20 protein-coding genes and 1 pseudogene are annotated in these 25,263 nt (G+C 71.7%); 14 read left to right on the forward strand and 7 right to left on the reverse strand.

Annotation, left to right across the window (positions count from 1 at the left end):
• The first annotated feature begins 433 nt into the window (after window positions 1–433).
• Window positions 434–1,354, forward strand: a complete 921-nt coding sequence (locus tag DLJ47_RS09300; protein ID WP_109899650.1) for a CDP-alcohol phosphatidyltransferase family protein — start codon at window positions 434–436, stop codon at window positions 1,352–1,354.
• 54 nt (window positions 1,355–1,408) lie between these two features.
• On the opposite strand, the gene DLJ47_RS09305 is transcribed toward DLJ47_RS09300, so the two are convergent.
• The 3 genes and pseudogenes from DLJ47_RS09305 to DLJ47_RS09315 all read right to left on the reverse strand — a co-directional run bounded on the left by DLJ47_RS09305 (window position 1,409) and on the right by DLJ47_RS09315 (window position 5,125).
• On the reverse strand, window positions 1,409–2,656 hold the full coding sequence (locus DLJ47_RS09305) for a phosphatidylserine decarboxylase (RefSeq protein WP_109899651.1): 1,248 nt from the start codon (window positions 2,654–2,656) through the stop codon (window positions 1,409–1,411).
• Window positions 2,657–3,215: 559 nt separating this feature from the next.
• Window positions 3,216–3,458 (reverse strand): annotated as a pseudogene (locus DLJ47_RS09310) (hypothetical protein); the annotation flags it as partial.
• The gene (locus DLJ47_RS09315; protein WP_109899652.1) at window positions 3,455–5,125 is read right to left on the reverse strand and encodes a PspC domain-containing protein; all 1,671 of its coding nucleotides are present in this window, start codon (window positions 5,123–5,125) and stop codon (window positions 3,455–3,457) included. The gene DLJ47_RS09315 and the pseudogene DLJ47_RS09310, both read right to left, overlap by 4 nt.
• Before the next feature lie 240 nt (window positions 5,126–5,365).
• Between DLJ47_RS09315 and DLJ47_RS09320 the strand changes: the two genes are divergently transcribed.
• The 8 genes from DLJ47_RS09320 (at window position 5,366) to DLJ47_RS09360 (ending at window position 15,054) form a co-directional block, all read left to right on the forward strand.
• A complete protein-coding gene (locus tag DLJ47_RS09320; RefSeq protein ID WP_393347521.1) occupies window positions 5,366–6,562 on the forward strand; it encodes a PspC domain-containing protein in 1,197 nt (398 codons plus the stop codon).
• The gene (locus DLJ47_RS09325; protein WP_088997398.1) at window positions 6,562–7,248 is read left to right on the forward strand and encodes a response regulator; all 687 of its coding nucleotides are present in this window, start codon (window positions 6,562–6,564) and stop codon (window positions 7,246–7,248) included. Before DLJ47_RS09320 ends, DLJ47_RS09325 begins: the two co-directional genes overlap by 1 nt.
• A 187-nt stretch (window positions 7,249–7,435) precedes the next feature.
• Window positions 7,436–8,578, forward strand: coding sequence for a thioester domain-containing protein (locus DLJ47_RS09330; RefSeq protein ID WP_109899653.1), 1,143 nt, complete (start codon window positions 7,436–7,438; stop codon window positions 8,576–8,578).
• Window positions 8,579–9,312: 734 nt separating this feature from the next.
• On the forward strand, window positions 9,313–10,956 hold the full coding sequence (locus DLJ47_RS09340) for a peptide ABC transporter substrate-binding protein (protein WP_109899655.1): 1,644 nt from the start codon (window positions 9,313–9,315) through the stop codon (window positions 10,954–10,956).
• 146 nt (window positions 10,957–11,102) lie between these two features.
• Window positions 11,103–12,029 (forward strand): ABC transporter permease, encoded by a 927-nt coding sequence (locus tag DLJ47_RS09345; protein ID WP_109899656.1) that lies wholly within the window; start codon window positions 11,103–11,105, stop codon window positions 12,027–12,029.
• Window positions 12,022–12,999, forward strand: a complete 978-nt coding sequence (locus tag DLJ47_RS09350) for an ABC transporter permease (RefSeq protein ID WP_109899657.1) — start codon at window positions 12,022–12,024, stop codon at window positions 12,997–12,999. Before DLJ47_RS09345 ends, DLJ47_RS09350 begins: the two co-directional genes overlap by 8 nt.
• A 26-nt stretch (window positions 13,000–13,025) precedes the next feature.
• Entirely contained in the window at window positions 13,026–14,048 is a 1,023-nt protein-coding gene (locus DLJ47_RS09355) for an ABC transporter ATP-binding protein (RefSeq protein WP_109899658.1), read from the forward strand.
• Window positions 14,041–15,054: an ABC transporter ATP-binding protein gene (locus DLJ47_RS09360; protein WP_109899659.1), complete on the forward strand. Its 1,014-nt coding sequence runs from the start codon at window positions 14,041–14,043 to the stop codon at window positions 15,052–15,054. Before DLJ47_RS09355 ends, DLJ47_RS09360 begins: the two co-directional genes overlap by 8 nt.
• A 78-nt stretch (window positions 15,055–15,132) precedes the next feature.
• Here the strand turns inward: DLJ47_RS09360 and DLJ47_RS09365 are convergent, their stop codons facing one another.
• Window positions 15,133–15,543 carry a chorismate mutase gene (locus DLJ47_RS09365; RefSeq protein WP_109899660.1) on the reverse strand — a complete coding sequence of 137 codons (411 nt, stop codon included), beginning with the start codon at window positions 15,541–15,543 and terminating at the stop codon, window positions 15,133–15,135.
• 286 nt (window positions 15,544–15,829) lie between these two features.
• Here DLJ47_RS09365 and pcrA point away from each other — a divergent pair, with 286 nt between their 5' ends.
• Together pcrA and DLJ47_RS09375 are read left to right on the forward strand one after the other, a co-directional pair.
• Complete coding sequence (gene pcrA, locus DLJ47_RS09370; RefSeq protein WP_109899661.1) at window positions 15,830–18,235, forward strand: DNA helicase PcrA; 2,406 nt, start codon at window positions 15,830–15,832, stop codon at window positions 18,233–18,235.
• A gap of 95 nt (window positions 18,236–18,330) precedes the next feature.
• A complete protein-coding gene (locus DLJ47_RS09375; protein WP_109899662.1) occupies window positions 18,331–19,422 on the forward strand; it encodes a winged helix DNA-binding domain-containing protein in 1,092 nt (363 codons plus the stop codon).
• A 78-nt stretch (window positions 19,423–19,500) separates the two neighbouring features.
• Here DLJ47_RS09375 and DLJ47_RS09380 read toward each other — a convergent pair whose 3' ends face one another.
• Together DLJ47_RS09380 and DLJ47_RS09385 are read right to left on the reverse strand one after the other, a co-directional pair.
• Entirely contained in the window at window positions 19,501–20,262 is a 762-nt protein-coding gene (locus DLJ47_RS09380; RefSeq protein WP_446723546.1) for a M23 family metallopeptidase, read from the reverse strand.
• A gap of 272 nt (window positions 20,263–20,534) precedes the next feature.
• Complete coding sequence (locus DLJ47_RS09385) at window positions 20,535–21,245, reverse strand: M23 family metallopeptidase (protein ID WP_109899663.1); 711 nt, start codon at window positions 21,243–21,245, stop codon at window positions 20,535–20,537.
• 454 nt (window positions 21,246–21,699) lie between these two features.
• On the opposite strand from DLJ47_RS09385, the gene DLJ47_RS09390 reads away from it, so the two are divergent.
• From DLJ47_RS09390 to sucD, 3 genes are all read left to right on the forward strand, one after another.
• Window positions 21,700–22,104: a cobalamin B12-binding domain-containing protein gene (locus DLJ47_RS09390; protein ID WP_088991984.1), complete on the forward strand. Its 405-nt coding sequence runs from the start codon at window positions 21,700–21,702 to the stop codon at window positions 22,102–22,104.
• Window positions 22,105–22,616: 512 nt separating this feature from the next.
• Window positions 22,617–23,795, forward strand: a complete 1,179-nt coding sequence (sucC, locus tag DLJ47_RS09395; protein WP_088991985.1) for an ADP-forming succinate--CoA ligase subunit beta — start codon at window positions 22,617–22,619, stop codon at window positions 23,793–23,795.
• A 2-nt stretch (window positions 23,796–23,797) separates the two neighbouring features.
• Window positions 23,798–24,685 carry a succinate--CoA ligase subunit alpha gene (gene sucD / locus DLJ47_RS09400; protein ID WP_088991986.1) on the forward strand — a complete coding sequence of 296 codons (888 nt, stop codon included), beginning with the start codon at window positions 23,798–23,800 and terminating at the stop codon, window positions 24,683–24,685.
• A gap of 48 nt (window positions 24,686–24,733) precedes the next feature.
• Here the strand turns inward: sucD and DLJ47_RS09405 are convergent, their stop codons facing one another.
• Entirely contained in the window at window positions 24,734–24,994 is a 261-nt protein-coding gene (locus DLJ47_RS09405) for a hypothetical protein (RefSeq protein ID WP_109899664.1), read from the reverse strand.
• Window positions 24,995–25,263: the final 269 nt, after the last annotated feature.

Below are 25,263 nucleotides of genomic sequence, written 5' to 3' on the forward strand. Positions count from 1 at the left end.
CCGAACGGTGACCGACCGGACCGGCCCGGACCGGGCCGTGTCCGGTCGGTCACCGTTCGGTGGCGGGAACCGGACAGCGGGGCGGACAGCACCCGCTCACCGAGCTGAGGTGGGCGCGCTCCGGTACAGTCGGGGTGGGGTTGGTGGAGGAAACGGGCGATGGAGCCCGGGATGGGAATAAGAGAGCGGTTCGCGCGGTTTAAGGGAGATATAAGTACCGCCGGCAGCTATCGCCAATCCCCGTTCCCTATGCGATGGTGTACTCCGCAAAACGGCTGCCGGGCCGAAGCGGTCCGGCACGAGACAGCCGGACGCTCCCGCCTTCGCGGCGGCCAGCCGATCCGGTGATGGAGGAAACGTGCCGAGAGCCCCATGGCGCCGGCGTCGTACGACTGACAGTCCGCGCCCCGCAGGGCGTCGCTGGGCGGGCCCGTTGCGCCGCAGCAGCACGTTCGCCCGCCAGGTGCTGCTGGTCCGGGTGGGTCGCCGCGACGGCGGCCCCCAGTCCGCCACCGACGTCGCGCTGCCGGAGCACCGTTACGCCGACCGACCCGGTCGCCGTTACGGCCTGAGCCGGATCCGTCGCGCCGAGGTCGAGGCGGTCATGCCGGTCAGCCCGGCCCTCGCGCCCGCCGCGCCGGTGGACGAGTCGCCCTCGATGTCGATCCCGCTGCTGCCCGGCGAGCGGACGGCCGCCCGCCGGATGAAGTTCGCGGTGGTCAACGCGTGCACGCTGGCCAGCCTGATGCTCGGCATGCTGGCGATCTTCCTCGCCATGCAGGGCGAGGTGCGGGTGGCCGCGCTCTGCCTGATCGCCTGCGTCGCCTTCGACGGGCTGGACGGCGCGCTCGCCCGCAAGCTCGGCGTGGCCAGCCCGTTCGGCGCGCAGATGGACTCGCTGGCCGACATGTGCTCGTTCGGCCTCGCCGCCCCGGTGGTGGTCTACGCCTCACTCGCCGGCTCGGTCTCCACGCCCGCCGCGGCGGTGGCGTGCGCGCTGGTGGCGGCGTGCGCGGCGATCCGGCTGGCCCGGTTCAACGTCTCGCCCAAGGACGGTCGGTTCTTCTGCGGGGTGCCCACCACGATGGCCGCCGCCGTGCTCGCGCTGACCGTCGCCATCGGGCTGCCCGTGCCGGGCCCGGTGCTGGTGGCCGGGGTGGCCGTGCTGGCCTTCACGATGGTCTCCAGCTTCCCGTACGCCAAGCTCGCCCGGCTGGTCAAGCTGCCGCCGTGGGTGTGGCTGGCGCCGGTGATCGGCGCGCTGGTCGACGTCCGGCTGACCTTCGCCCTGGTCGTGGTCGGCTACCTGGTCAGCGGCCCGGTGCTCTGGCTGCGCCAGCGCCGCACCGCCTGACCCAGACACACAGAAGGGGACGCCGCTGGTAGCGGCGTCCCCTTCCTCGTTCGCTCAGCGCCAGCGGGCGATGATCGTCGACCCGCCGACCACCTTGTCGCCCGGGCCGACCAGCGGCTCGGCGGCCTCGGCGGGCAGGTAGACGTCGGTCCGCGAGCCGAACCGGATCAGCCCGAAGCGCTCGCCCCGGGCCAGCAGCGTCCCGACCGGCGCCCGCTGCACGATCCGCCGGGCGATCAGGCCGGTCCGCTGCGCCACCACGACCGTGCCGCGGGTGGTGTCCAGCACCGTGTACGCCGCCACGTTGTGCTCCGCGTCCGGCTTCATCGCGTTGACGAAGCCGCCGTCGGCGACGAAGTAGTCGACCACCTTGCCGGCCACCGGCGCCCGGTTGACGTGCACGTCCAGCACCGACAGGAAGACCGCGATCCGCAGCCACTCGCCGTCGCCGAAGCGCTCGTCGTGCAGCCGCTGCACCGACAGCACCTGACCGTCGGCGCTGGCGACCACGGCCGACGGGTCCTCGGGCACGTCCCGCTCCGGGTCCCGGAAGAACGCCGCCACCGGTGCGGCGGCCAGCGCGGGCAGCAGCCAGAGCTTCGACTTCGGCCGGGCGAGGCGGGCCAGCGCGGCCAGTCCCAGGGTGATGCCGGCCGCGGCCACCCCGTTCGAGTCGATGTGCATGGTCCGGGTCAGCGGCACGCTCGACGGGCGGTAGGCCGGGGCCAGCCGGTCCGCCGCGGCGACGTCGGCCGGGGTGAAGCGCAGCCGATGCACCCGTACCGGCGGGTTGTTGCGCAGCACCAGGTCGTTGCCGACGCCGTACAGCGCGCTCTGCCGGTCGAGTTCGGCCGCGGCTCCGGCGGTACGGCCCGGTGCGGTGGCCACGCTGAGCACCCCGCCGTCGGCGAGGTACTTCGTCAGCGACTCGATGCTGGTGCGGGCCTCGTCGGCGGTGCCGACGAACGCCTCGCCCGCGACGACCACGGCGGCGGGCTCGGCCTCGGCGAGCGTGTCCACCACCCGGACCCGCTCGGCGACCCAGCGGCCCTGGGCGGTCACGTGCTCCCGCAACCCGGCCGAGCTGGCCGTCCCGGCCGGCACGAGGGTGAGCGTGTCACCGGGCAGCAGCGCCTCGATCGCCGCGGCCAGCACCGCGGACTCCGGGGCGGCGCCGACCAGCAGGGCGGCCTTCGGGTCGTTGATCCGGGCGAGCTCGGCGACGAGGGTGCGGGCGGCTCGCTCGCCGATGCGGACCGGACCGGACCGGCCGGGGGTGCGCACGGCGGGGGACTGGGTCATGTCGGACGGGCTCCTGACGGGGTAGCGACGGGCATCGCGGCGGGACCGCCACGGCGGCGCGGGCCGGCCGGCGAAGGCGAAATCTCCACCGGCCAGCATAGGCGGCCCCGGACCGGGGTCGCACCGGACGAGGTCAACCGCGGGACCTCTCCTCGCCGGCCGGTGGCCCGGCGACCGGAGCCTCGGCGGGCCGCTCCTCGGTGGCCGGGTTCCCGCCACCCGGCCGGCCCTGGTCGGTGGGGCGGTCCTCGGCCCCGTCGACCGGTCGGTCGGTGCCGGTGCCGGTCGGCCACTCGTCGGCGGGGCGGTCCTCGGTGCCCTCGACCGGTCGGTCGGTCACCGCGTCGGTCGGCCACTCGTCGGCCTCGTCCCGGTCGACCCGGTTCGCGCCGGACACCGGGGCACCGGACATGGGTGCTGACACCTCCCAGTCGGAGCGGCCGGTCGGCCAGCCCGACCCGCCCGCCTCCGGCCAGCCGGGCTCGCCCGCGTCCGAGGTCGGCCGGTCGGCGACCATCGGCAGGTCCAGGGCCGTCGGGTCGGTGTCAGCGGCACCGGCCGCGCCACCGGCCGGCTCGCCCGTGGCCGGCGTGCTCGGCTGCTCATCCCGGTTGGCCGAGCGGCCCGATCGCAGCGCGCCGACCAGGCCGAGCAGGCCGATGACGATCAGCGCGCCGGCCAGGAACCAGCCCACCGGCGGCAGGGCCAACCCGAGCAGTTGGGCGAGCAGCCACCAGGCGGCGAGCCCGACGAAGATCAGCCCGAAGGCGAACGAGACGACGTCCGTGCGGTGGGCCTTCACCGGGTCACCTCCAGGTTGCCGGCGTTGACGTGGATGTAGAGCCGTAGCTTCCCGCCTCCGGGACCGTCCGCGCCCAGGTCCGTGGTCTCCCGCAGCGGGCCGTCCAGGCCGCCCGAGCGCCGGCCGAAGACGTTCGCGTCACCGGCGTTGACGTCCGCGACGGTGGTGACGTCCACGTTCGGCGGCACCACCACGGTGGCCTCACCGAAGTTGATCGACACGGTGATCTCGGTGTCCTTCTGGTCGAAGTCGACCGCCCGCAGGTCCAGCACGGCGTCGCCGAAGCTGTTCTCGTAGCGGACGGCGAGGTCGCGGTAGTCGGTCGGTGCCCAGGTCACCGCGCCGTCCACGCCGCGCACCCGGTCGTACGACTCGGCGACGGTGGCCACGGCCAGCGCGGCGGCGGTCACCAGGCCGAGCGCGATCAGCCAGCGGGCCCGGCCGAACCAGGTGCCGACCAGCAGGCCGAGACCGATGGTGGCCAGCGCCGCCGCGAAGTAGGCCGACGCGCCGACGGCGAAGACGTCCAGCAGGTCGAGCACGGCGACCACGCCGAGGGCGAGGAAGATCAGCGAGAACGTCACCGCACCCAGCGGGGACCGCTCGCGCGGCCGCTTCGGTGGCTTCGGTGGCTTGGGCGGCTTCGGTGCGGGCGCGGTCTTCCCGGCGTACGGCCCGTGCGGGGCGAACGGCGGCCGGTAGCCGGCCGGAGGCAGCGGCGCGGTGACCGGCTGCCCGCTGGTCGGCGCGGGCGCGGGCCAGCCGGAGGTGGGCGCGGCGGGCGGCCAGCCGGTGGTCGGCGCGGCCACCGGAGGGTAGCCCTGCGTGGGAGCGGCCGGCGGGGCCGGCGGCCAGGCGGGCAGCTCGGCGGTGGTCGTGGCCGGCTGGCCGGAGATCGGTGGAGCCGGCGGCGCGCCCAGCTCACCGGTCACCGGGGCGGGTGCCGCGGCGGGCGCGACCGGCCCGGCCTCCGGCGCCGGGTACGCGGCGGGGGCCGGGTAGCTGACCGGCGGGACCGGACCGGGCGGTGGCGCCGGGGACGGCGGGACCGGTTGCGCCGGCCGGCCCTGGTTCTCCCGGTTCAGCAGCAGCGCGCCGCCGATCAGGATGGCCGCGCCGAGCAGCACCGCGCGGAACGCGTCGGTGACGATGTAGCCGAAGCTGACCGCGACCAGGATGCTGAGCACGATCACGGTGACCGGGGACATGCTCGACCGGCCCCGGCCCAGCATCGACTCGACCGGGGAGGCGCTGTCGCCCTCGCCCGGGATGATCAGCCACGCGGTGACGTAGACCAGGATGCCGATGCCGCCGAAGAAGCCGAGCACGGCGAGCAGCACCCGCCACAGCACCGGGTCGGTGTTGGTGGCCCGGCCGATAGCCGCGCAGACGCCGGCCAGGTAGCGGCCGTCGCGCGGGCGCACCAGCCCGTACCGCGTGGTGAAGCCGGCGGCGCCCGGCGGTGGCGGCGCGCCCGGGCCGGGCGGCGGCGTCCCCGCGCCGGGTGGTGGCGGCGTCCCCGCGGTGCCACCGGCGTCGCCCGGGGCGGCCACCGGTGGTGGCGTCCCGAACGTGCCGGAGGCGGTCCCGCCGGCGGTGGCACCGGGTGGCGGTCCACCCGGCTGCGCCGCCCCGGGACGGGGCGACTGGGCAGCTTCCTCGGTCATGCCCTCGATCCTGCTGCGTCGACCGCCCGGACGACCTCAGGACCCGACCCTGACGCCACCCTGAGATCCCGGCGCGCCGAATGTCGGGGGCGTCCCCGTGGCCGGGCGGCGGCGCAGCGTGTGACGATCGAACCGGCGCCGGCAGCGGCCCGCCGCCCGCCCCGTGCCCAGCCGACCAGGGAGCCTCCGATCAGCATCGTGACCCAGCCACCGCGCCTCTACCGCGCCCCCGAGCACCGGATGGCCGCCGGGGTGGCTGCCGGCATCGCCGACCACCTCGGCATCTCGGTGGTCCGGGTGCGGATCGCCTTCATGGTGCTGCTCGGGCTGAGCGGGCTCGGCCTGCTGCTCTACGCGGCGTTCTGGGCGGTGGTGCCGCTGCGACCGGGCGACACCGCGGTGCCGCCGCGGCGCGACGTCGCCCAGCTGCTGCCGTTCGTGGCGATCGGCCTCGGCGTGCTGCTGGTCCAGGTGATGGTCTTCGACTCGGTCGGCGCGGCCGGCACCGCCGGCTGGCTGGTCGCGATCATCGCGGTCGGCGCCGGGGTGATCTGGCACCAGTCCGCTCCGGAGCGGCGGCAGCGGTGGGGCGAGTCGATGCCGGTGCCGTGGCTGGGCGCGGTCGTGGAGGAGAGCGACCGGCGGGCGTTCGTGCTCCGGTTCATCGGCGGCGGGGTGCTGGTCGCGGTCGGCATCATCGGCGTCGCCGCTGTCTACTCCCCGGCGCAGAACTTCGACGCCGTGCTCAACGGGGTGATCTTCGCGCTGGTCGGCCTGGCCGGCGTCGGTGTGGTGGCGGCGCCGGTGCTCTGGCGGACGTACAACCAGCTCCGCTCCGAGCGTGAGGGGCGGATACGGGAGCAGGAGCGGGCCGAACTGGCCGCCATGGTGCACGACCAGGTGCTGCACACCCTCGCGCTGATCCAGCGCAACGCCGGTGACGTGAAGACGGTGCAGCGGCTCGCCCGGGGCCAGGAACGCTCGCTGCGCAACTGGCTCTACAAGCCGACCGGGTCGCCGACCGAGCGCTTCGCCGCGGCGCTGGAGCAGGCCGCCGCCGAGGTGGAGGACACCTTCGCGATCACCGTCGAGGCGGTGGTGGTCGGTGACCGGGAGACCGACGAGCGGGTCGGCGCGCTGGTCGCGGCCGCCCGCGAGGCGCTGGTGAACGCGGCCCGGCACGCGGGGGTGCAGACCGTCTCGCTCTACGCCGAGGTCGAGCCGGATCAGGTCAGCGTATTCGTCCGGGACCGGGGGAAGGGCTTCGACCCGGCTACGGTGGAGGATCACCGGCACGGTGTCCGGGGCTCGATCATCGGGCGGATGAAGCGGCACGGCGGCCGGGCGGAGATCCGGTCCGAGCCGGGGGAGGGGACCGAGGTCCGGTTGATCCTGCCGATCTCCCGGGACTCGTCCACGTCGGAAAGGGACAAGTGATGACCGAGCAGTCGATGGAACCGGTCGAGGGAGCGGGTGCCGGCGCGGAGCGGCTGCGGGTCTTCCTCGTCGACGACCACGCCATGTTCCGCGCGGGGGTCCGCGCCGAGCTGGGCGCCCACGTCGAGGTGGTGGGCGAGGCGAGCACCGTGGCCGAGGCGGTCAGCCGGATCGCCGCCACCCTGCCCGACGTGGTCCTGCTCGACGTGCACATGCCCGACGGTGGGGGCCGCGCGGTGCTGGACGCGATGCGGCGTACCCACCCGCAGGTGAAGTTCCTGGCGCTGAGCGTCTCGGACGCGGCCGAGGACGTGATCGGGCTGATCCGGGCCGGCGCCCGCGGCTACGTCACCAAGACCATCTCGCCGGACGAGCTGGCCGCGGCGATCCGCCGGGTGGCCGACGGCGACGCGGTGTTCAGCCCCCGGCTGGCCGGGTTCGTGCTGGACGCCTTCGCCGCCCGGCCGGACGCCCCGGTGGCCGACCCCGAGCTGGACCAGCTGACCAACCGGGAGCGCGAGGTGCTCCGGCTGCTCGCCCGGGGGTACGCGTACAAGGAGATCGCCAAGGAGCTCTACATCTCGATCAAGACGGTCGAGACGCACGTGTCGAACGTGCTCCGCAAGCTCCAGATGTCCAACCGGTACGAATTGTCCCGCTGGGCGGCCGATCGACGCCTGGTGTGACCTATTCCTCTTCCCCGTCAATCCGGACAGATGCCACGGATCTGGCCCGCAGGGGCTGACAAACGATCAATTCGCGTTTGATAATGCCCCGTCGTGTTCTCGCGCGCGGGTGGTGCGCATCCCGCGGGAACGGCGGCCCACGCAACCCGCCCGGAGCGGGTCACCCCTGGGGAGAGGTACGAATTTCATGATCGGACAACGAGGACGGCGCTGGGCCCGGATCGCCCTGGGCGTCGTCGCCGGTGGTGCGCTGGCGCTCGGCTTCGCCGCGCCGGCCGCCGCCGCGCCGGCCACCGGCGTGGCCAAGTCGGTCCCCGGCAGCAAGGTCACCCTGCTGCTGAACGGCAAGCCGAAGCCGGCCAGTGCCCTGGCGCTGAAGATCGACGGCAAGACCCTGCCGGCGTTCTGCATCGACTACCACACCAACGTGGCGATCGACGGCAAGTACGCCGAGGGCACCTGGGACGAGTCCCAGGTGAAGAACCTCGGCAAGGTGCAGTGGGTGCTCACCCACGGCTACCCGAACGCCGACCAGGCGAAGCTGCTGGCGGCCGCCGGTGCCACCATGCCGGAGAAGCTGGACGAGGCCAAGCGGAACAACCTGCTCTACTTCGGCACCCAGACCGCCGTCTGGCACTTCAGCGACGGCATCGAGTTGGGCGACTGGGTCAAGGACAAGGGCCTGCTCGGCAAGCAGCAGTACGACGTGGTCAAGAAGGTCCACGACTACCTGGTGGCCAACGCCACCGACCAGCCTGAGCCGAAGGCCGAGCTGACCGTCGACCCGACGAACGCCAAGGCGACCGTCGGCGAGAAGGCCGGTCCGTTCACGGTGAAGGGCCCGGCCGGCGAGATCACCATCAAGGTCACCGGCGGCGTGGCCGTCGACGCCGAGGGCAAGCCGGTCACCGCGACCACCAACGGCGGCCAGTTCTGGCTGACCGCCGAGGAGGCCGGTGAGGTCGAGGCGACCCTGGCCGCCAAGGGCTCGGTCTCCTTCGGGCGGGTCTTCCTCTACACCGGCGGCAAGGCGCAGAAGTTGATCCTCGGCGGTAGCACCGACGAGACGGTGACCGCCAAGGCGGCCGCCACCTTCACCGCCGCCCCGTCGTCGCCGACCCCGACGCCGACCACGCCGGCCGAGACGCCGTCGCCGTCGGCCCCGGCCGAGAGCCCCGCGCCGTCCACCTCGCCGGCCTCCAACGGCGGGGACCTGCCGCTGACCGGTTCCCCGATCGCCACCGCGATCACCGCCGGCCTGGTGCTGCTGGCCGCCGGCGCGGTCACCGTCCTGGTGGTCCGGCGCCGCAAGGTCCGCTTCACCGCCTGATCCACCGTAGCTCGACCCGGCCCCGGCACCCGCCCCGCAGGCGGGCGCCGGGGCCGTCCCCACTCAGCCGCTCGGTCGTGATCGCCCGACCTCGGCAGGGCGGGGAATGCCGTCCGAACGTCGGACGATCGTGTTCGCCGGCCGGCTCGATCCGGCCGGCGACGACCGCGGTGGCCAGGTAGCCCTCGTCCACCCAGCTTGCTATCGTGCCCGCACAGCCGAAATCACCATCGTCCGGATGGGCAGACACGGCCGGCGCACGGGCGACTTCGGAGAGCGCCGAAGCCGGCGCGGGGAAGGTCACAGCCGCTCCGCCCGCACCTGTCACAGAGCCCTACGTGGGTGTATCTTCCCTGCTCAGGGCGGTGCCGTTGAGATGTTTCATGATCTTTTCTCAAGTATCGGCAACGTGGCGACCAACTAACGGCTTGATAACGGCACCTTCACGCAACGGGCAAGTGAGTGTCACAGTGGCAGCACCTCACCCCTCGTGTGAGGCACTCCGTACGACCTGCGACCACCCTCCGCCGCCGCGAGCGGCTGCGGTTGGTGGTCGTGACGCGTGCGCGTGCCGAACCCGGTGGGTGCGGTGGCCCGGCGGATCGGTACCTCAGGGTGTCCCGATTTCTCTGCGGTAGGACCGGCGGCTCGCGGTACGGAGCCGACGGCGGCGTCACCCCCCAACGTGCGTGAAACCCACGACGAACCAGGTTAGAAAGAGGAGGCCCCTCGGAATGAGAGTCTCGAAGCGGGCAACGGGCGCGGTCGCGCTGGGCGCGGCATTCGCGCTCGTCGCGTCCGGCTGCTCGGGCAGCGACAGCGACGGCGGCGACGCCGGCGCCAGCAGCGACGGCGCGATCACCATCGAAGGCACCCAGCCGGAGAACCCCCTGGTGCCGTCGAACACCACCGAGACCGGTGGTGGCAAGATCATCGACTGGATGTGGACCGGCCTGGTCGAGTACCCCAACGACGGTGGTGCTCCGCGGAACGCTCTCGCCGAGTCGATCGAGACGACCGACTCCAAGGTCTACAAGATCAAGATCAAGGAGAACACGAAGTTCCACGACGGCACCCCCGTCAAGGCCAAGAACTTCGTGGACGCCTGGAACTGGGGCGCGTACTCCCCGAACGGTGCCCAGAACGGCAGCTTCTTCGCCGACATCGACGGCTTCACCGAGGTCCACACCGAGGACCCGGACGGCGCCGAGGGCCCGCAGAAGGCCCCCGAGCCGACGGCCAAGGAGATGAAGGGCCTGAAGGTCCTGGACGACTGGACCTTCGAGGTCACCCTCGCGGCCCCGACCGCCGTGTTCCCGACCAAGCTCGGCTACAGCACCTTCATGCCGCTGCCGGACGCCTTCTTCACCCAGAAGCCGGAAGAGTTCGGCCGCAAGCCGATCGGTAACGGCCCGGTGAAGTTCGTGTCGTGGGAAGACGATCAGATGATCAAGCTGACTCGCTTCGACGACTACCAGCTGCGCGACAAGATGAAGATCAAGGACGTCAACGTCCGGATCTACCAGGACGACACGGCCGCCTACAACGACCTGCTGTCCGGCAACATCGACTTCATGCAGCAGGTTCCGGTCTCCTCGCTCGCGGGCGACAAGTGGAAGACCGACCTGGGCGAGCGGGCGATCGCCTCGACCACCCCGTCGACCGGTATCATCGCCTTCCCGATCTACGACAAGCGCTTCCAGAACGCCAAGCTCCGCAAGGCGATCTCGCTGTCGATCAACCGCCAGGAGATCAGCGACAAGATCTTCTTCGGCAACCGCAAGCCGGCCGACAGCTGGGCGAACCCGCTGACCCCGGGTGCCGCGCCGGGTAACTGCACCTCCTGCCAGTTCAACCCGGACGAGGCCAAGAAGCTCCTGGCCGAGGCCGGTGGCTTCTCGGGCAAGCTGACCCTGGCCTACAACGCGGACGCCAGCCACAAGGAGTGGATGGAGGCCGTCGCCCAGCAGATCAAGACCAACCTGGGCATCGACGCCGTCGCCGAGGGTGTGCCGACCTTCGCGGTGTTCCGCCAGAACATCAACGCCCACAAGATGACCGGCATGTACCGCGCCGGCTGGCAGCAGGACTACCCGGACGTGGAGAACTGGGTCAACCCGCTCTACGTGACCGGTGGTTCCTCGAACGACGGCCTCTACAGCAACAAGGAGGTCGACCGGCTGGCCAAGGAGGCGAGCTCCGCGGCCAACATCGAGGAGTCGCACGCCAAGTTCGCCGAGGCGGTCAAGCTCATCGACCAGGACGTTCCGTCGGTGCCGATCTACTTCGGTGGCCAGCAGTCCGGCCACTCGGAGAAGATCAAGAAGCTCGAGCTGTCCAACGTCGGCGAGCTCGACATCACCTCGGTCGAGCTCTGATCCGAACGGTCTGACCCCGGGTCGGGCTCACCTACCGGTGGGCCCGACCCGGGCCGTTCCGTGAGGAGGTGTTACAACATCTCCTCGCAAGGTCTGTCATCCCCGTGTCGGCCGTCCGACGCGCCCCCTGTCTGGAGGACCACCCCATGGGCCGTTATCTGTTGAGACGGCTGCTCCAACTCATTCCGGTCTTCATCGGCACCACGTTCCTCATCTACTGGCTCGTGTGGTCGGTGCCGGGCGACCCGTTCGCCGGCAAGTGCGGTGAGCGCGCTTGCCCGGACGCGTACGTCAACATGATGACCGAGAAGTTCAAGCTGAACGAGAACATTTTCGTCCAGTACGGCAACTACATGCAGAACCTGTTCCAGGGCGACTTCGGCAACACCTTCGGTGGCCGGCCGATCGGCGACATCATCGCCACGTCGTACCCGAACACGTTGAAGCTGGCCGTGGTCGCCCTCGCCATCGAGGCCCTCATCGGTCTCACCGCTGGCGTGCTGACCGGTCTGCGCCGCAACGGATTCCTGGACAACCTGGTTCTCGTCTCCACCCTGTTCCTGATCGCGCTGCCGGTCTTCGTCATCGGCTTCGTGCTGCAGTGGGTGCTGGGTGTGCAGTGGGGCATCGTCAAGCCGACCGTCTCGAACGAGATGCGGATCTCCGAACTCATCGTGCCCGGCTTCGTGCTGGGTAGCGCCTCCATGGCGTACATCGCCCGGGTGTCGCGGACGAGCATCGCCGAGAACCGGCGGGCCGACTACGTGCGCACGGCGATCGCCAAGGGCCTGCCGATGCGCCGGGTGGTCGGGGTGCACCTGCTGCGCAACTCCCTCATCCCGGTCGTCACGCTGCTCGGCACCGACCTCGGCGCGCTGATGGGCGGCGCCATCGTCACCGAGGGCATCTTCGGCATCAACGGGATCGGTCGCCAGGTCTTCCGAGCGATCGTCACCAAGGAGAGCGCTACCGTTGTCTCCATCGTGGTGGTCCTGGTGCTGGTCTACCTGCTGATGAACCTGCTGGTCGACCTGCTCTACGCCGCCCTGGACCCGAGGATCCGCTATGAGTGACCCGAGCACCGCATCGATCGTCAGCACCCCCCGTCCCGAGCAGCCGAGTCAGCTCGGTGCGCCGGCCGACGCGGGGCTGCCGGAGAACGCCCGCAAGGAGAAGCCGCGGGGTCTGCTCGGCGACGCCTGGCAGGATCTGCGCCGCAAGCCGCTGTTCTGGATCTCGGCCAGCTTCATCCTGATCTTCCTGGTGATGGCGGCGTTCCCGTCGCTGTTCACCAACGGCGACCCGGTCAACGGCTCGCTGTCGAACAGCCGGGTGGAGCCGGGGGCCAACGGCTGGTTCGGCTACGACGTGCAGGGCCGTGACGTGTTCGCCCGGGTGATCTACGGTGCCCGCGCCTCGATCGTGGTGGCGGTGCTCTCGGTGGCCGGCACGCTGCTGATCGGCGGCACGATGGGCATCATCGCCGGCTACCGCGGCGGCTGGGTGGACGGCCTGCTGTCCCGGATCGCCGACGTCTTCTTCGGTCTGCCGTTCGTGCTCGGCGCGATCGTCATCCTGACCACCTTCAACGGCTCGGGCACCGACAACAGCACCCCGGAGATCATGGGTCTGGTGATCCTCTCCCTGACGGTGCTGAGCTGGCCGGTGGTGATGCGGCTGATGCGCTCCTCGGTGCTGGCCACCAAGGAGGCGGACTACATCGTGGCCGCGCGGGCGCTGGGTGCCGGCACCGGCCGGATCATCCTGAAGCACCTGCTGCCGAACTGCCTGGCGCCGCTGCTGGTGTACGGCACGATCATGGTCGGTTCGTTCATCGGCGCCGAGGCGACGCTGTCCTTCCTGGGCGTCGGCCTGAAGACCCCGGTGGTGTCCTGGGGCATCATGATCAGTGAGGCGCAGAACTACATCCGCGTCTCGCCGTTCCTGCTCTTCTTCCCCGCCGCGTTCCTCGTCACCGCCGTGCTGAGCTTCGTGATGCTCGGTGAGGCGGTCCGCGAGGCCCTCGATCCGAAACTCCGCTAGGGGCGATTCAGTTGTCCGACATTCTCGTGTCCGAGCAGTCCGCGGCAGGCGCCTCCGGGCGCCCCGCCGGCCGGCTGCTGGAGGTCGACGACCTGCGCGTGGAGTTCCGTACCCGGGACGGCGTCGCCAAGGTCATCAACGGAGTCACGTACCACGTCGACGCGGGGGAGACCCTAGCCGTGCTCGGCGAGTCCGGCTCCGGCAAGAGCGTCACCGCCCAGACGATCATGGGCATCCTGGACACGCCCCCCGGCTTCGTCACCGGTGGTCAGGTCCGCTTCCACGGCAAGGACATGCTGAAGATGTCCGCCGAGGAGCGTCGCCGCATCCGCGGCGAGGGGATCGCCATGATCTTCCAGGACGCGCTCTCCGCGCTCAACCCGGTTTTCACCGTCGGGTTCCAGATCGCCGAGCAGTTCCGGGTCCGGCGTGGCCTGGGCCGCGCCGAGGCCAAGAAGCGCGCGATCGAGATGCTCGACCAGGTGAAGATCCCGAACGCCAAGGGCCGGTTCAACAACTACCCGCACCAGTTCTCCGGCGGTATGCGGCAGCGCGCCATGATCGCGATGTCGCTGGCGCTCGACCCGGAGGTGCTGATCGCGGACGAGCCGACCACGGCGCTGGACGTGACGGTGCAGGCCCAGATCATGGACCTGCTGGCCGAGCTCCAGCGGGAGCGGCAGATGGGCATGATCCTGATCACCCACGACCTCGGCGTGGTCGCCGACGTCGCGGACCGGATCGCGGTCATGTACGCCGGCCGGATCGTCGAGGAAGCCAACGTGTACGACCTGTACGCCAAGCCGGCGCACCCGTACACGCTCGGCCTGCTCAACTCGATCCCCCGGCTCGACGAGAAGGGGCAGCAGCTCCGGACGATCAAGGGCCTCCCGCCGAACCTGATGAACATCCCGCCGGGCTGCCCGTTCAACCCGCGCTGCCCCATGGCGCAGCCGGTCTGCCGGGAGAAGGTCCCGCCGCTGCTGCAGGTGGGTGCCGGCCGGGCCAGCGCCTGCCACTTCGCCGAGGAGCTGGTGAACCGTGACTGAGAACATCCTCGAGGTCCGTGACCTGGTCAAGCACTACCCCGTCACCCGCGGTGTGGTGTTCAAGAAGACCATCGGTCACGTCAAGGCCGTCGACGGGGTCTCCTTCGACCTGCGGGCCGGCGAGACCCTCGGCGTGGTGGGCGAGTCCGGTTGCGGCAAGTCGACGCTGGCCCGGGTGCTGATGAACCTGGAGAAGCCGACCGCCGGCAGCGTGCACTACAAGGGGCAGGACATCTCCAAGCTCTCCGGCGGTGCGCTGCGGCGGCTGCGCCGGCAGATCCAGCTGGTGATGCAGGACCCGTACACCTCGCTGAACCCGCGGATGACGGTCGGTGACCTGATCGGCGAGCCGTTCGAGATCCACCCGGAGGTGGCCCCGAAGGGCAGCCGCCGGAACAAGGTCAAGGAACTGCTCGACCTGGTGGGCCTCAACCCGGAGCACATCAACCGGTACCCGCACCAGTTCTCCGGCGGTCAGCGGCAGCGCATCGGCATCGCCCGGGCGCTGGCCCTGCGGCCCGAGATCATCGTCTGCGACGAGCCGGTGTCGGCGCTGGACGTGTCGATCCAGGCCCAGGTGATGAACCTGCTGGAGCAGCTGCAGAGCGAGTTCGGCCTGTCGTACGTGTTCATCGCGCACGACCTGTCCGTGGTGCGGCACCTCTCCGACCGGGTCGCGGTGATGTACCTCGGCAAGATCGTCGAGGTCGGCACCGAGGACGAGATCTACGAGCGGCCGACGCACCCGTACACCCAGGCGCTGCTGTCGGCGGTGCCGGTGCCGGACCCGACCGTGCGGGACAACAAGGCGATCATCCGCCTGACCGGTGACGTGCCGTCGCCGGTCAGCCCGCCCTCGGGCTGCCGGTTCCGTACCCGGTGCTGGAAGGCGCAGGACGTCTGCGCCGAGCAGGTGCCGCTGCTGGAGATCCGGCGGGGCTCGGACCACCCGAGCGCCTGCCACTTCGCCGAGAAGCGGGAGATCGTCGCCACCCACGAGGCGTGACCCCACCGGAACCGCCTGCCCGCGTCACCACGACGCCGGCAGGCGGTTCCGCGTCTGCGGGCCCGGCCGGCGTACGACTCAGAGCGGCCCGCGCCCGGCGCGGAGCAGCAGCAGCGCCAGCTGGGTGCCGTCGGCGCCGAGGGCGACCCGGAAGCGCTCCAGGATCTCCCGCTCGCGGGCGAGCACCAGGCGGGTGCCGCCGGAGGCCATCCGGGTCGCGCCGACCTCCTGGGAGAGCCGGGCCCGCTCCTGCCACAGCTCGATGAGCGCCCGGTCGATGTCGTCGATCCGCTCCCGGATCTCCACGATCCGGGCGGCGGCGGACGGTTCCGCGGTGCCGGTGCCCGGGATGGTCGTGCCGGGCCTGCCGGCCCGGCCCGCCGCGCCGTTGGCGGTCGCGCCGTCACCCGGGGCGTCGGCCTCCGCGCCAGCGCCGCCCGCACCGGGCCGGGCCGGTCCGCCGCTCTGCTCCACCACGTCTGTCATCATCGGGTACCCCTCGCGCTGTGGTGCCCGGTGCCGGGATCCCGGGACGAAAAAGCCCCGGGCTCCAGGAGCCCGGGGCTTTTTCGTAGGTCTGATTGATCAGGCGCGACCTACGGCTGCCGGACTCCCGGAGCCGTAGTAAAAGTAGAAGCGCTGACCGAACACGCCGTCGAGTATGCCGCCCGGCCCGCGTCCGGCGCAAGGAAACCGGCAACCCGGCGGCCGGCGGCGGCCCGCCGGGCGTCCACGGCGGGGAAGTGTCCGGCCGGCGGCATAGACTCGCCGTGCGATGCATCCTCTCTTCGACATCCCCGCGTCCCCGCCCGCGCCGACCACCACGCCGACGCCTGCGCGGCGGTCCGGGTCCGCCGCTGCCCGCCTGGACCCGCAGGCCCTGCTCACCGGCCTGAACGGGCCGCAGCGCGACGCGGTCACCCACGCCGGCTCGCCGCTGCTGATCGTGGCCGGCGCCGGCTCGGGCAAGACCCGGGTGCTCACCCACCGGATCGCCTACCTGCTCGCCGCGCGCGACGTGCATCCGGGCGAGATCATCGCGATCACCTTCACCAACAAGGCCGCCGGCGAGATGAAGGAGCGGGTGGCCGCCCTGGTCGGGCCGCGGGCCCGGCTGATGTGGGTGTCGACGTTCCACTCCGCGTGCGTCCGCATCCTGCGCGCCGAGCACGAGCACGCCGGGCTCAAGTCGACCTTCTCCATCTACGACGCGGACGACTCGCGCCGGTTGATGCAGCTCGTCGCCCGCGAGTTGGACCTCGACCCGAAGCGCTACCCGGCGCGCGGACTGGCCGCCCAGGTCTCCAACCTGAAGAACGAGCTGGTCGACCCGGAGGAGTTCGCCGGCCGCGCCAAGGGCCCGAACGAGCGGGCGCTGGCCGAGGCCTACACGCTCTACCAGCGCCGGCTGCGCGAGGCGCACGCGCTGGACTTCGACGACCTGATCATGACGACGGTGCACCTGCTCCAGTCGCACCCGCACGTGGCGGAGAGCTACCGCCGGCGGTTCCGGCACGTGCTGGTCGACGAGTACCAGGACACCAACCACGCCCAGTACGTGCTGATCAAGGAGCTGGTCTCCGGCACCGAGGGGGTGGAGCCGGCCGAGCTCTGCGTGGTCGGCGACGCCGACCAGTCGATCTACGCGTTCCGCGGCGCGACGATCCGCAACATCCTGGAGTTCGAGCGGGACTTCACCGACGCCCGGACGATCCTGCTGGAGCAGAACTACCGCTCCACGCAGACCATCCTGAACGCGGCCAACGCGGTGATCGACCGGAACACCTCGCGCAAGCCGAAGCGGCTGTGGAGCGAGGCGGGGGCCGGCGAGCAGATCGTCGGCTACGTCGCCGACACCGAGCACGCCGAGGCGGACTGGGTGGCCCGGGAGATCGACCGGCTGGTCGACGCCGGCGACACCCGCCCCGGCGACGTGGCGGTCTTCTACCGCACCAACGCCCAGTCCCGGGTCTTCGAGGAGGTGTTCATCCGGGTCGGCCTCCCCTACAAGGTGGTCGGCGGGGTGCGCTTCTACGAGCGCAAGGAGGTCCGCGACGCGCTGGCCTACCTGCGCGCCGTGGTCAACGACGACGACACGGTCAGCCTGCGCCGGGTGCTGAACACCCCGCGCCGGGGCATCGGCGACCGCGCCGAGGCGTGCGTGGAGGCGCTCTCCAGCCGCGACCGGATCTCCTTCGGCGCCGCGCTGCGCCGGGCCAAGGACGCGCCGGGCATCTCGACCCGGGCGGCCAACGGGATCGCCGAGTTCGTCGCGCTGCTCGACGGCGCGCGCGAGCTGGCCGAGACCGGCACCCCCGAGGAGGTGCTGGAGGTGCTGCTCACCCGCTCGGGCTACCTCACCGAGCTGGAGGAGAGCCTGGATCCGCAGGACGCCGGCCGGGTCGACAACCTCCAGGAACTGGTCAGCGTCGCCCGGGAGTACACCGAGCGGGTCGAGGCGCTCGGCGCCGAGGGGGAACGGGCCACCGTGGCCGGGTTCCTGGAGCAGGTCGCGCTGGTCGCCGACGCCGACCAGGTGCCCACCGACGACCCCGACCACCAGGGCGTGGTCACCCTGATGACGCTGCACACCGCCAAGGGGCTGGAGTTCCCGGTGGTGTTCCTGACCGGGCTGGAGGACGGCGTCTTCCCGCACCTGCGCTCGCTCGGCGACACCCGCGAGCTGGAGGAGGAGCGCCGGCTGGCGTACGTGGGCATCACCCGGGCCCGGCAGCGCCTCTACCTCTCCCGGGCGGTCACCCGCTCGGCGTGGGGCGCCCCGGCCTACAACCCGCCCTCGCGGTTCGTCGAGGAGCTGCCACCCGAGCTGGTGCGCTGGGAGCGCACCGAGGGGTCGTACACCTCGTGGGGTGGCGGAGGCGGCGGCGTCGGCGGCCGCGCGGACCGCACGCCCGGCGGGCGTGGCGGCTTCACCGGCGGTACGCCCAAGGCGGCGCAGCTGGCCAAGCGGCTCGGCGTCGACGGCAGCCGGCTCGCCACCGCGAGCGAGCTGCCGCAGGGGCCGAAGGTGGCCGCCGGCGACCGGGTCAACCACCAGCGCTACGGGCTGGGCCGGGTGCTCGCCGTGGAGGGGCACGGCCCGAGCGCCCGGGCACAGATCGACTTCGGCGACCAGACGATGTGGCTGGTGCTGCGGCACGCGCCGCTCGACAAGCTCTGAGCGCGCGTCGCCCGGCCTGGCGGTGGCGGAGGTCCTGATCCGGATGGGCCGGTACGAGTAGGGAAAGTGTCTGGGGCGGGCGATAGCGTTCCGCCATGAGCGTGCTCGATCGCCGCGCCCTCAACCGGTCGCTTCTAGCCCGCCAGCTTCTGCTGCATCGGCACGACATGCCGGTCGTCGACGCGCTTGAACACCTGGTGGGGTTGCAGGCGCAGGAGCCCCTGGAGCCGTACGTCGGGTTGTGGAGCCGGCTGGCCGGCTTCCAGCCGCCGGCGCTGGCCGAGCTTCTGCTGAGCCGCGGGGCGGTCCGCACGCTGCTGATGCGCCGCACCCTGCACCTGGTGACCGCGCGCGACTGCCTCGCGTTGCGGCCCGTGCACCAGGCAATGCTGGTCTCACGCATGTGGTCGACGTTGCGCCGGGTGCTGCCCGGGGTTGACCTCGACGAGCTGACCAAACTGGGCCGGCCGCTGTTCGAGGAGCGGCCGCGGATGCTGACCGAGGCGGCCCGCGCCATCGCCGACCGCTGGCCAGGGGTGGAGCCGCGCTGGCTGGGCGACGCGCTCAGCACGCTCGTGCCGCTCGTGCAGGTGCCACCCCGTGGGGTGTGGGGCGAGCGCGGCGCCGCGTACAACACCACGATCGAGGCATGGCTGGGCCGCCCGCTGGAGCCGGCGTCGCCGGCCACCGTCGACGCGCTGGTCCTGCGCTACCTCGCCGCCTACGGCCCGGCCGCCAGCGCTGACATCCGCGCCTGGTCGGGGCTGAGCGGGCTGCGGGAGTCCATCCAGCGGTTGCGACAGTCGTTGCGGACGTTCCGCGACGAGCGCGGCCGCGAGCTGCTCGACGTGCCCGACGGCGCGCTGCCCGACCCGGAGACCCCGGCGCCGCCGCGCTTCCTGCCGGCGTTCGACAACGCGGTGCTCGGCTACGACGACCGGAGTCGCGTCATCGACGCCGAGCATCGCGGGCTGAGCGTCACGGGGGCCCGCTTCCTGCTGGTCGACGGCCGGGTCGCCGGCACCTGGGCGGTCACCGTCGACGACGGCGCGGCGACGTTGCGGATCACGCCGCTGCGCACCCTCACGACGGGCGAGCGCGACGCCGTCGTCGCCGAGGGCGAGAGCCTGCTGACCATGTTCCAGACCGAGCCCCGGCACGCCCACGTCTTGATCACGGACGCTTGACGCAGGTGTGGGCTGGTGCCGCCCGTGCCGCGTGAGCAACCGGATCGAACGCTGGAAGCCAACGAGAAAGACCGGGGGTCAGCAGGCCACGTTGATGCCCCGGGCGCGCAGGAACGGCGCGGGGTCGATCTGGTTCCACATCTGCCCCTTGTGCACCTCGAAGTGCAGGTGCGGGCCGGTGGAGTCGCCGGTGGAACCCTCGTAGCCGATGACCTCGCCGGCGCTGACCTTGTCACCCACGCCGACCGCGGCGCGGCTCTGGTGCGCGTAGTGGGTCAGGTAGCCGTTGCCGTGGTCGATGAAGACCGAGATGCCGTATCCGTCGCCGGCGTCGCCGGCCTTGACCACGGTGCCGCCGAAGGCGGCGCGGATCGGCGTGCCGGCGGGCATGGCGAAGTCGATGCCGGCGTGCAGGGTGCCCCACCGCTGGCCGTAGCAGGAGGTGATCTCGGCGCCCTTCATCGGGATGACCCAGGTCGGCTTGGGCTTGGCCTTCGGCTTGCTGGTGGTCGCCTTCGGGCTGGGCTTGGCCGAGGGGCTGGCCGTCGACGGGCTGGGCGCGGGGCTGGCGGGGGTGGCGCTCGGGGTGACCGGCGCCGGCTCCCGGTCGGACCGGTCGGCGCGGGCGGCGGCCTCGGCCCGGGCCTGCGCGTCCAGGGAAACGGCGGCCGGGGTGCCGTCGTCGGCGCCGGTGGTCGCCACGGCGACGCCGCCGAGGCCGAGGGCGACCAGGACCGCCGCCGCGAGGACCATCTGCCGGGTGCGCCCGCCCATCCGCCGCCGGTGCCGGGCTGGCGCGTTCGGGGTCTTCTCGTTCTGGATGGAGCTGTCTTCCTGCACGGTTGACCTTCACAGTCGAGGGGCACTTGACCTCGAAATACTGGTGTCGGCCGGATCCGCGCCGGGTACCGGGAGGGTGGCCGCGCCGTCGACCACTGACGCCGAGAGGTTGGGTTGTCCCTCTCTGGGGTCATACATCCGGATAAGTGATCATGCGGGTAGGTGCTCTGCGTCACACCGGCGACTGTGACCCGGGAGACTTTGTCGGCCCTCGGGCAACGAAAAACCGCCCGGATCGGCAGATCCGGGCGGTCATCGGTCAGTACGCAGCGTCAGGAAGCGGCTACCTCGTTGTAGATTGCCTCGACCTGTAGCTGGATGTCCACTCCGCGCTCCTGGAGGTAGGGCACCGGGTCGCGCGGCTCGCCCTTGACATGGATCTCCAGGTGCAGGTGGGAGCCGTAGGAGTGGCCGGTGTTGCCGACCAGGCCGAGCTGGTCGCCCGCCTTGACCTGCTGCCCCACCTGGACGCTCAGCGCCTGCGAGTGGCCGTAGATGGCCTCGCTGCCGTCGGAGTGCTGAACGATCACGGTGTAGCCGTAGCCGCCGAACCAACCGGCCGTGGTGACGGTGCCGTCGTGGATGGCGACGTACGGGGTGCCCTCGGGGGCGACCAGGTCGACGCCGGTGTGCATCTTGCCCCAGCGCACGCCGTAGGGGGACTTGAAGTCGTAGCCCTGCAGCGGCAGCAGCCAGACCTCGGGTTCCGCGGCCTCCTCGGCGCGCCCGCTGTCGCGGGAGGCGCGGTCGGCGGAGTCGGCGCGGGCGGCCGCGTCCTGACTCAGCGTGGAGGCCGCCTTGAGTTCGTCGAGGACCGACGGGTTGACGCTCTTCGCGTCCGGCATGGCTCCCGCGCCGAGGGCCACCACACCGGCTCCGACGAACGCGGTGGTGACGACGGCGGCGTAGCGGCTCCGCGGGGGGGTGGGTACGCGGCGGCGGCCGCGATATCGATCGGGCTCAGACGACAGGCGCTGGCGCACGCACACCCTCCGTTGTCGGGGTATCGAAGCGGTCGGACCGGCGTTCGTGAAGCCGTGGTGAACGTCTGCTGACCGCGTCGCCACCCGTCCGTGGACCTGATGACAACCGTGGACACGTTAGCCAACCACCAGACGAGTCACAAGCCGGAGCGCCGAATTGGTGCTGCGTTCTGTCCAAATGCGTACGTGATTGTCATGCCTCGTACCCGTCGATCGGCGCCCCCGTTACTGCCCGTTCGTCGCGGAGCGTGACCGAACGGCGGAGTCGTCCGGCTTGACGAGGCGGCTCGACGGCCCGCGGACCGGGATACCCGCGACCGCGGCCGAGCGGCCGCCGACCCCGTCCGCCGTCGGCGGCCCGGCACCGGCTGTGCGGCCCGGATTTCCGGGGGCCGGGCCGGCGGGTTACCGTTCGTTCAGGTAAAGCCGCGGAGCCGGTGAAAGGGATGCGCAGATGAGCTCTCGTGTTCGGGTCGTCGTCGCCAAGCCGGGCCTGGACGGCCACGACCGCGGCGCCAAGGTCGTCGCGCGTGCCCTCCGGGACGCCGGCATGGAGGTCGTCTACACCGGTCTGCACCAGACCCCGGAGCAGATCGTGGAGGCCGCGATCCAGGAGGACGCCGACGGCATCGGGCTCTCGGTGCTCTCCGGTGCGCACATGACGCTCTTCCGCCGGGTGCTGGAGCTGCTGGCCGAGCGGGACGCCCGGGACATCGTGGTGTTCGGCGGCGGCATCATCCCGGACGCCGACATCCCCGAGCTGGAGCAGCTCGGCGTCGCCAAGATCTTCACGCCGGGCGCCACCACCCAGTCCATCGTCGACTGGGTGCGGGCGAACGTCGCGCAGCCGGTCGGCTGACCTCGCCGCGGCCCGCCCCGGCCTCGACGGCGGTGGCAGCCTGGCCGGATGCCGGAGTCGGGCGCTGGGCGGAAGCCCGGCGGGGCGCCCGAGCCGGCGCTGACAGTGGGCCGGCTGGACGCGGACACGGGGGAGGGGCCGGACGCACCCCTCACACGTCCGGCCCCTCTATGCACGATGCCCCGCCGCCACCCCTCGACCGACAGGGCATCGGCCGTCTCCCGTCTTCGCGCTGAGCAGCGCTCCGACACCTGACTCAACGACGCCCCCCGCGGGGGGTTACGCACCCGCCCGAACATCCCCCGGACGGTTGACGGCGGGGCGAACAGGGGCCCGGCCGGCGGCGGCTGTGCATTACCGCACACCGTGCACCCGCTCGGTTGCCGGCGGTGCCCACCTCGCTAGGCTGCGCCCAATGGCCTGTTTCAAGTGATGACAGGCGTCAAACTGTTTTCCATAACGCTGGTGGCGGCGCGACGGCGCGCCGCGGAGACGGGACGGGACGCGCAAACGTGGACCTGTACGAGTACCAGGGGCGGGACCTGTTCGAGCGGCACGGCTTGCCCGTGCTCGCCGGCGGCGTCGCCACGACCCCGGAGGAGGCCCGCGCGATCGCCGAACGCCTCGGCGGTCGGGTGGTCGTCAAGGCGCAGGTGAAGGTCGGCGGCCGGGGCAAGGCCGGCGGCGTCAAGCTGGCCGAGGGCGCGGAGGAGACGGTGGCCCGGGCCACCGACATCCTCGGCATGGACATCAAGGGCCACACCGTCCACAAGGTCATGATCACCGTGACCGCGGACGTGGCCGAGGAGTACTACTTCTCCTACCTGCTGGACCGGGCGAACCGCACCTTCCTCTGCATCGCCAGCGTCGCCGGCGGCATGGACATCGAGCAGGTCGCCGCGGAGACCCCGGAGAAGGTCGTCAAGGCCCCGATCGACGCGGTCGAGGGCGTGGACGAGGCCAAGGCGCGCGAGATCGTCACCGCCGCCGGCTTCCCGGCCGAGGTCGCCGACCAGGTCGTCGAGGTCGCCGTGGGGCTGTGGAAGGCCTTCGTCGCCGAGGACGCCACCCTGGTCGAGGTGAACCCGCTGGCCAAGACCGGCGACGGCAAGCTGCTGCTGCTCGACGCCAAGATCAGCCTGGACGAGAACGCCGCCTTCCGGCACCCGGACCACGAGGCGCTGGTCGACCAGGCCGCGGTGGACCCGCTGGAGCAGGCCGCCAAGGAGAAGGACCTCAACTACGTCAAGCTCGACGGCGAGGTCGGCATCATCGGCAACGGCGCGGGTCTGGTCATGTCGACCCTCGACGTGGTCGCGTACGCCGGTGAGCGGCACGGCGGCGTCAAGCCGGCCAACTTCCTCGACATCGGCGGCGGCGCGAGCGCCGCGGTGATGGCGAACGGGCTGGAGATCGTCCTCTCCGACCCGTCGGTCAAGAGCGTCTTCGTCAACGTCTTCGGCGGCATCACCGCCTGCGACGCGGTCGCCAACGGCATCGTGCAGGCGCTGGAGCTGCTGAAGCAGCGCGGCGAGCAGGTCACCAAGCCGCTCGTCGTCCGGCTCGACGGCAACAACGCCGAGGCCGGCCGGGCGATCCTCGACGGCGCTAACAACCCGCTGATCGAGCGGGTCGACACCATGGATGGCGCGGCCGAGCGGGCCGCCGAGCTGGCCGCTGCGGGGGTCTGACAATGGCTATCTGGCTGACCAAGGACTCGAAGGTCATCGTGCAGGGGATGACCGGCTCCGAAGGTTCCAAGCACACCCGGCGGATGCTCGCCGCGGGCACCACCATCGTCGGCGGCGTCAACCCGCGCAAGGCGGGCCAGACTGTCGACTTCGACGGCACCGAGCTGCCGGTCTTCGCGGGCGTCGCGGACGCGATGAAGGAGACCGGGGCGGACGTCACGGTCATCTTCGTGCCGCCGCAGTTCACCAAGGCCGCGGTGATCGAGGCGATCGACGCCGGCATCGAGCTGGCCGTGGTGATCACCGAGGGCGTGCCGGTGCACGACACCGCCGCGTTCTGGGCGTACAACGTGGCCAAGGGCGGCAAGACCCGGATCATCGGCCCGAACTGCCCCGGCATCGCCTCGCCGGGCGCCTCCAACGCGGGCATCATCCCGGCCGACATCACCGGCTCCGGCCGGATCGGCCTGGTCAGCAAGAGCGGCACGCTGACCTACCAGATGATGTACGAGCTGCGCGACATCGGCTTCTCCACCTGCGTCGGCATCGGCGGCGACCCGATCATCGGCACCACGCACATCGACGCCCTGGCCGCGTTCGAGGCCGACCCGGACACCGACGCGATCGTCATGATCGGTGAGATCGGCGGCGACGCCGAGGAGCGGGCCGCCGAGTTCATCAAAGCGAACGTGACCAAGCCGGTGGTCGGCTACATCGCCGGCTTCACCGCCCCGCCCGGCAAGACCATGGGGCACGCGGGCGCCATCATCTCCGGCTCGGCGGGCACCGCCGAGGCGAAGAAGGAGGCCCTGGAGGCGGTCGGCGTCAAGGTCGGCAAGACGCCGACCGAGACCGCGCGCCTGATGCGGGAGATCATGTCCGCCGGCTGACCGGACGGCTGACGACGTGAGGGGGTCGACCGGGTCCGGTCGGCCCCCTCAGTCGTTGTTCCAGCCCGGGTAGTTCCCGGTGGCGCTCAGGATCGCGCTGCCGATGATGTTGATCACGCCGAAGGTGATGGCCAGGTAACCCAGCACCGGCGACTGGCCGGACCGCTTCGCGTCGCGGATGGACAGCCAGCCGAAGATGATGCCCAGGATGCCGCAACAGAGCAGGCCGGTGATGATGCCCAGGATGCCCCAGAGGGTGGTGCGGTCCCGGCCCCGGGCGGGCGGCGGCGGTGGATACGGAGCGTTCACGGCTTGCCTCCGGGCGGTCGGTGCCGCGACTGCCGTCGCGTCCTGGGCCGAGGCTAGACCGGATCCGGAGCCGACGACGGTGGATCACGGAACTCGCCGCCGGCACGAGGCGGTATCGGACTGCCGTCGCCCGCGCGGCATGCCAGAGTAGACGTGATGTCCTCCGTCACCCCTGACCAGCCCAGCCGTCCCGTCGACGTCGGCCCCGACGCCCGGCCGTCCGGCCGGGCCGGTGCGGGTCGGCGGGTGCCCGCCCCCCGGGCCGGCAC

It is taken from the genome of Micromonospora sp. S4605 (genome assembly GCF_003176715.1).
Taxonomy (GTDB): domain Bacteria; phylum Actinomycetota; class Actinomycetes; order Mycobacteriales; family Micromonosporaceae; genus Micromonospora; species Micromonospora echinaurantiaca.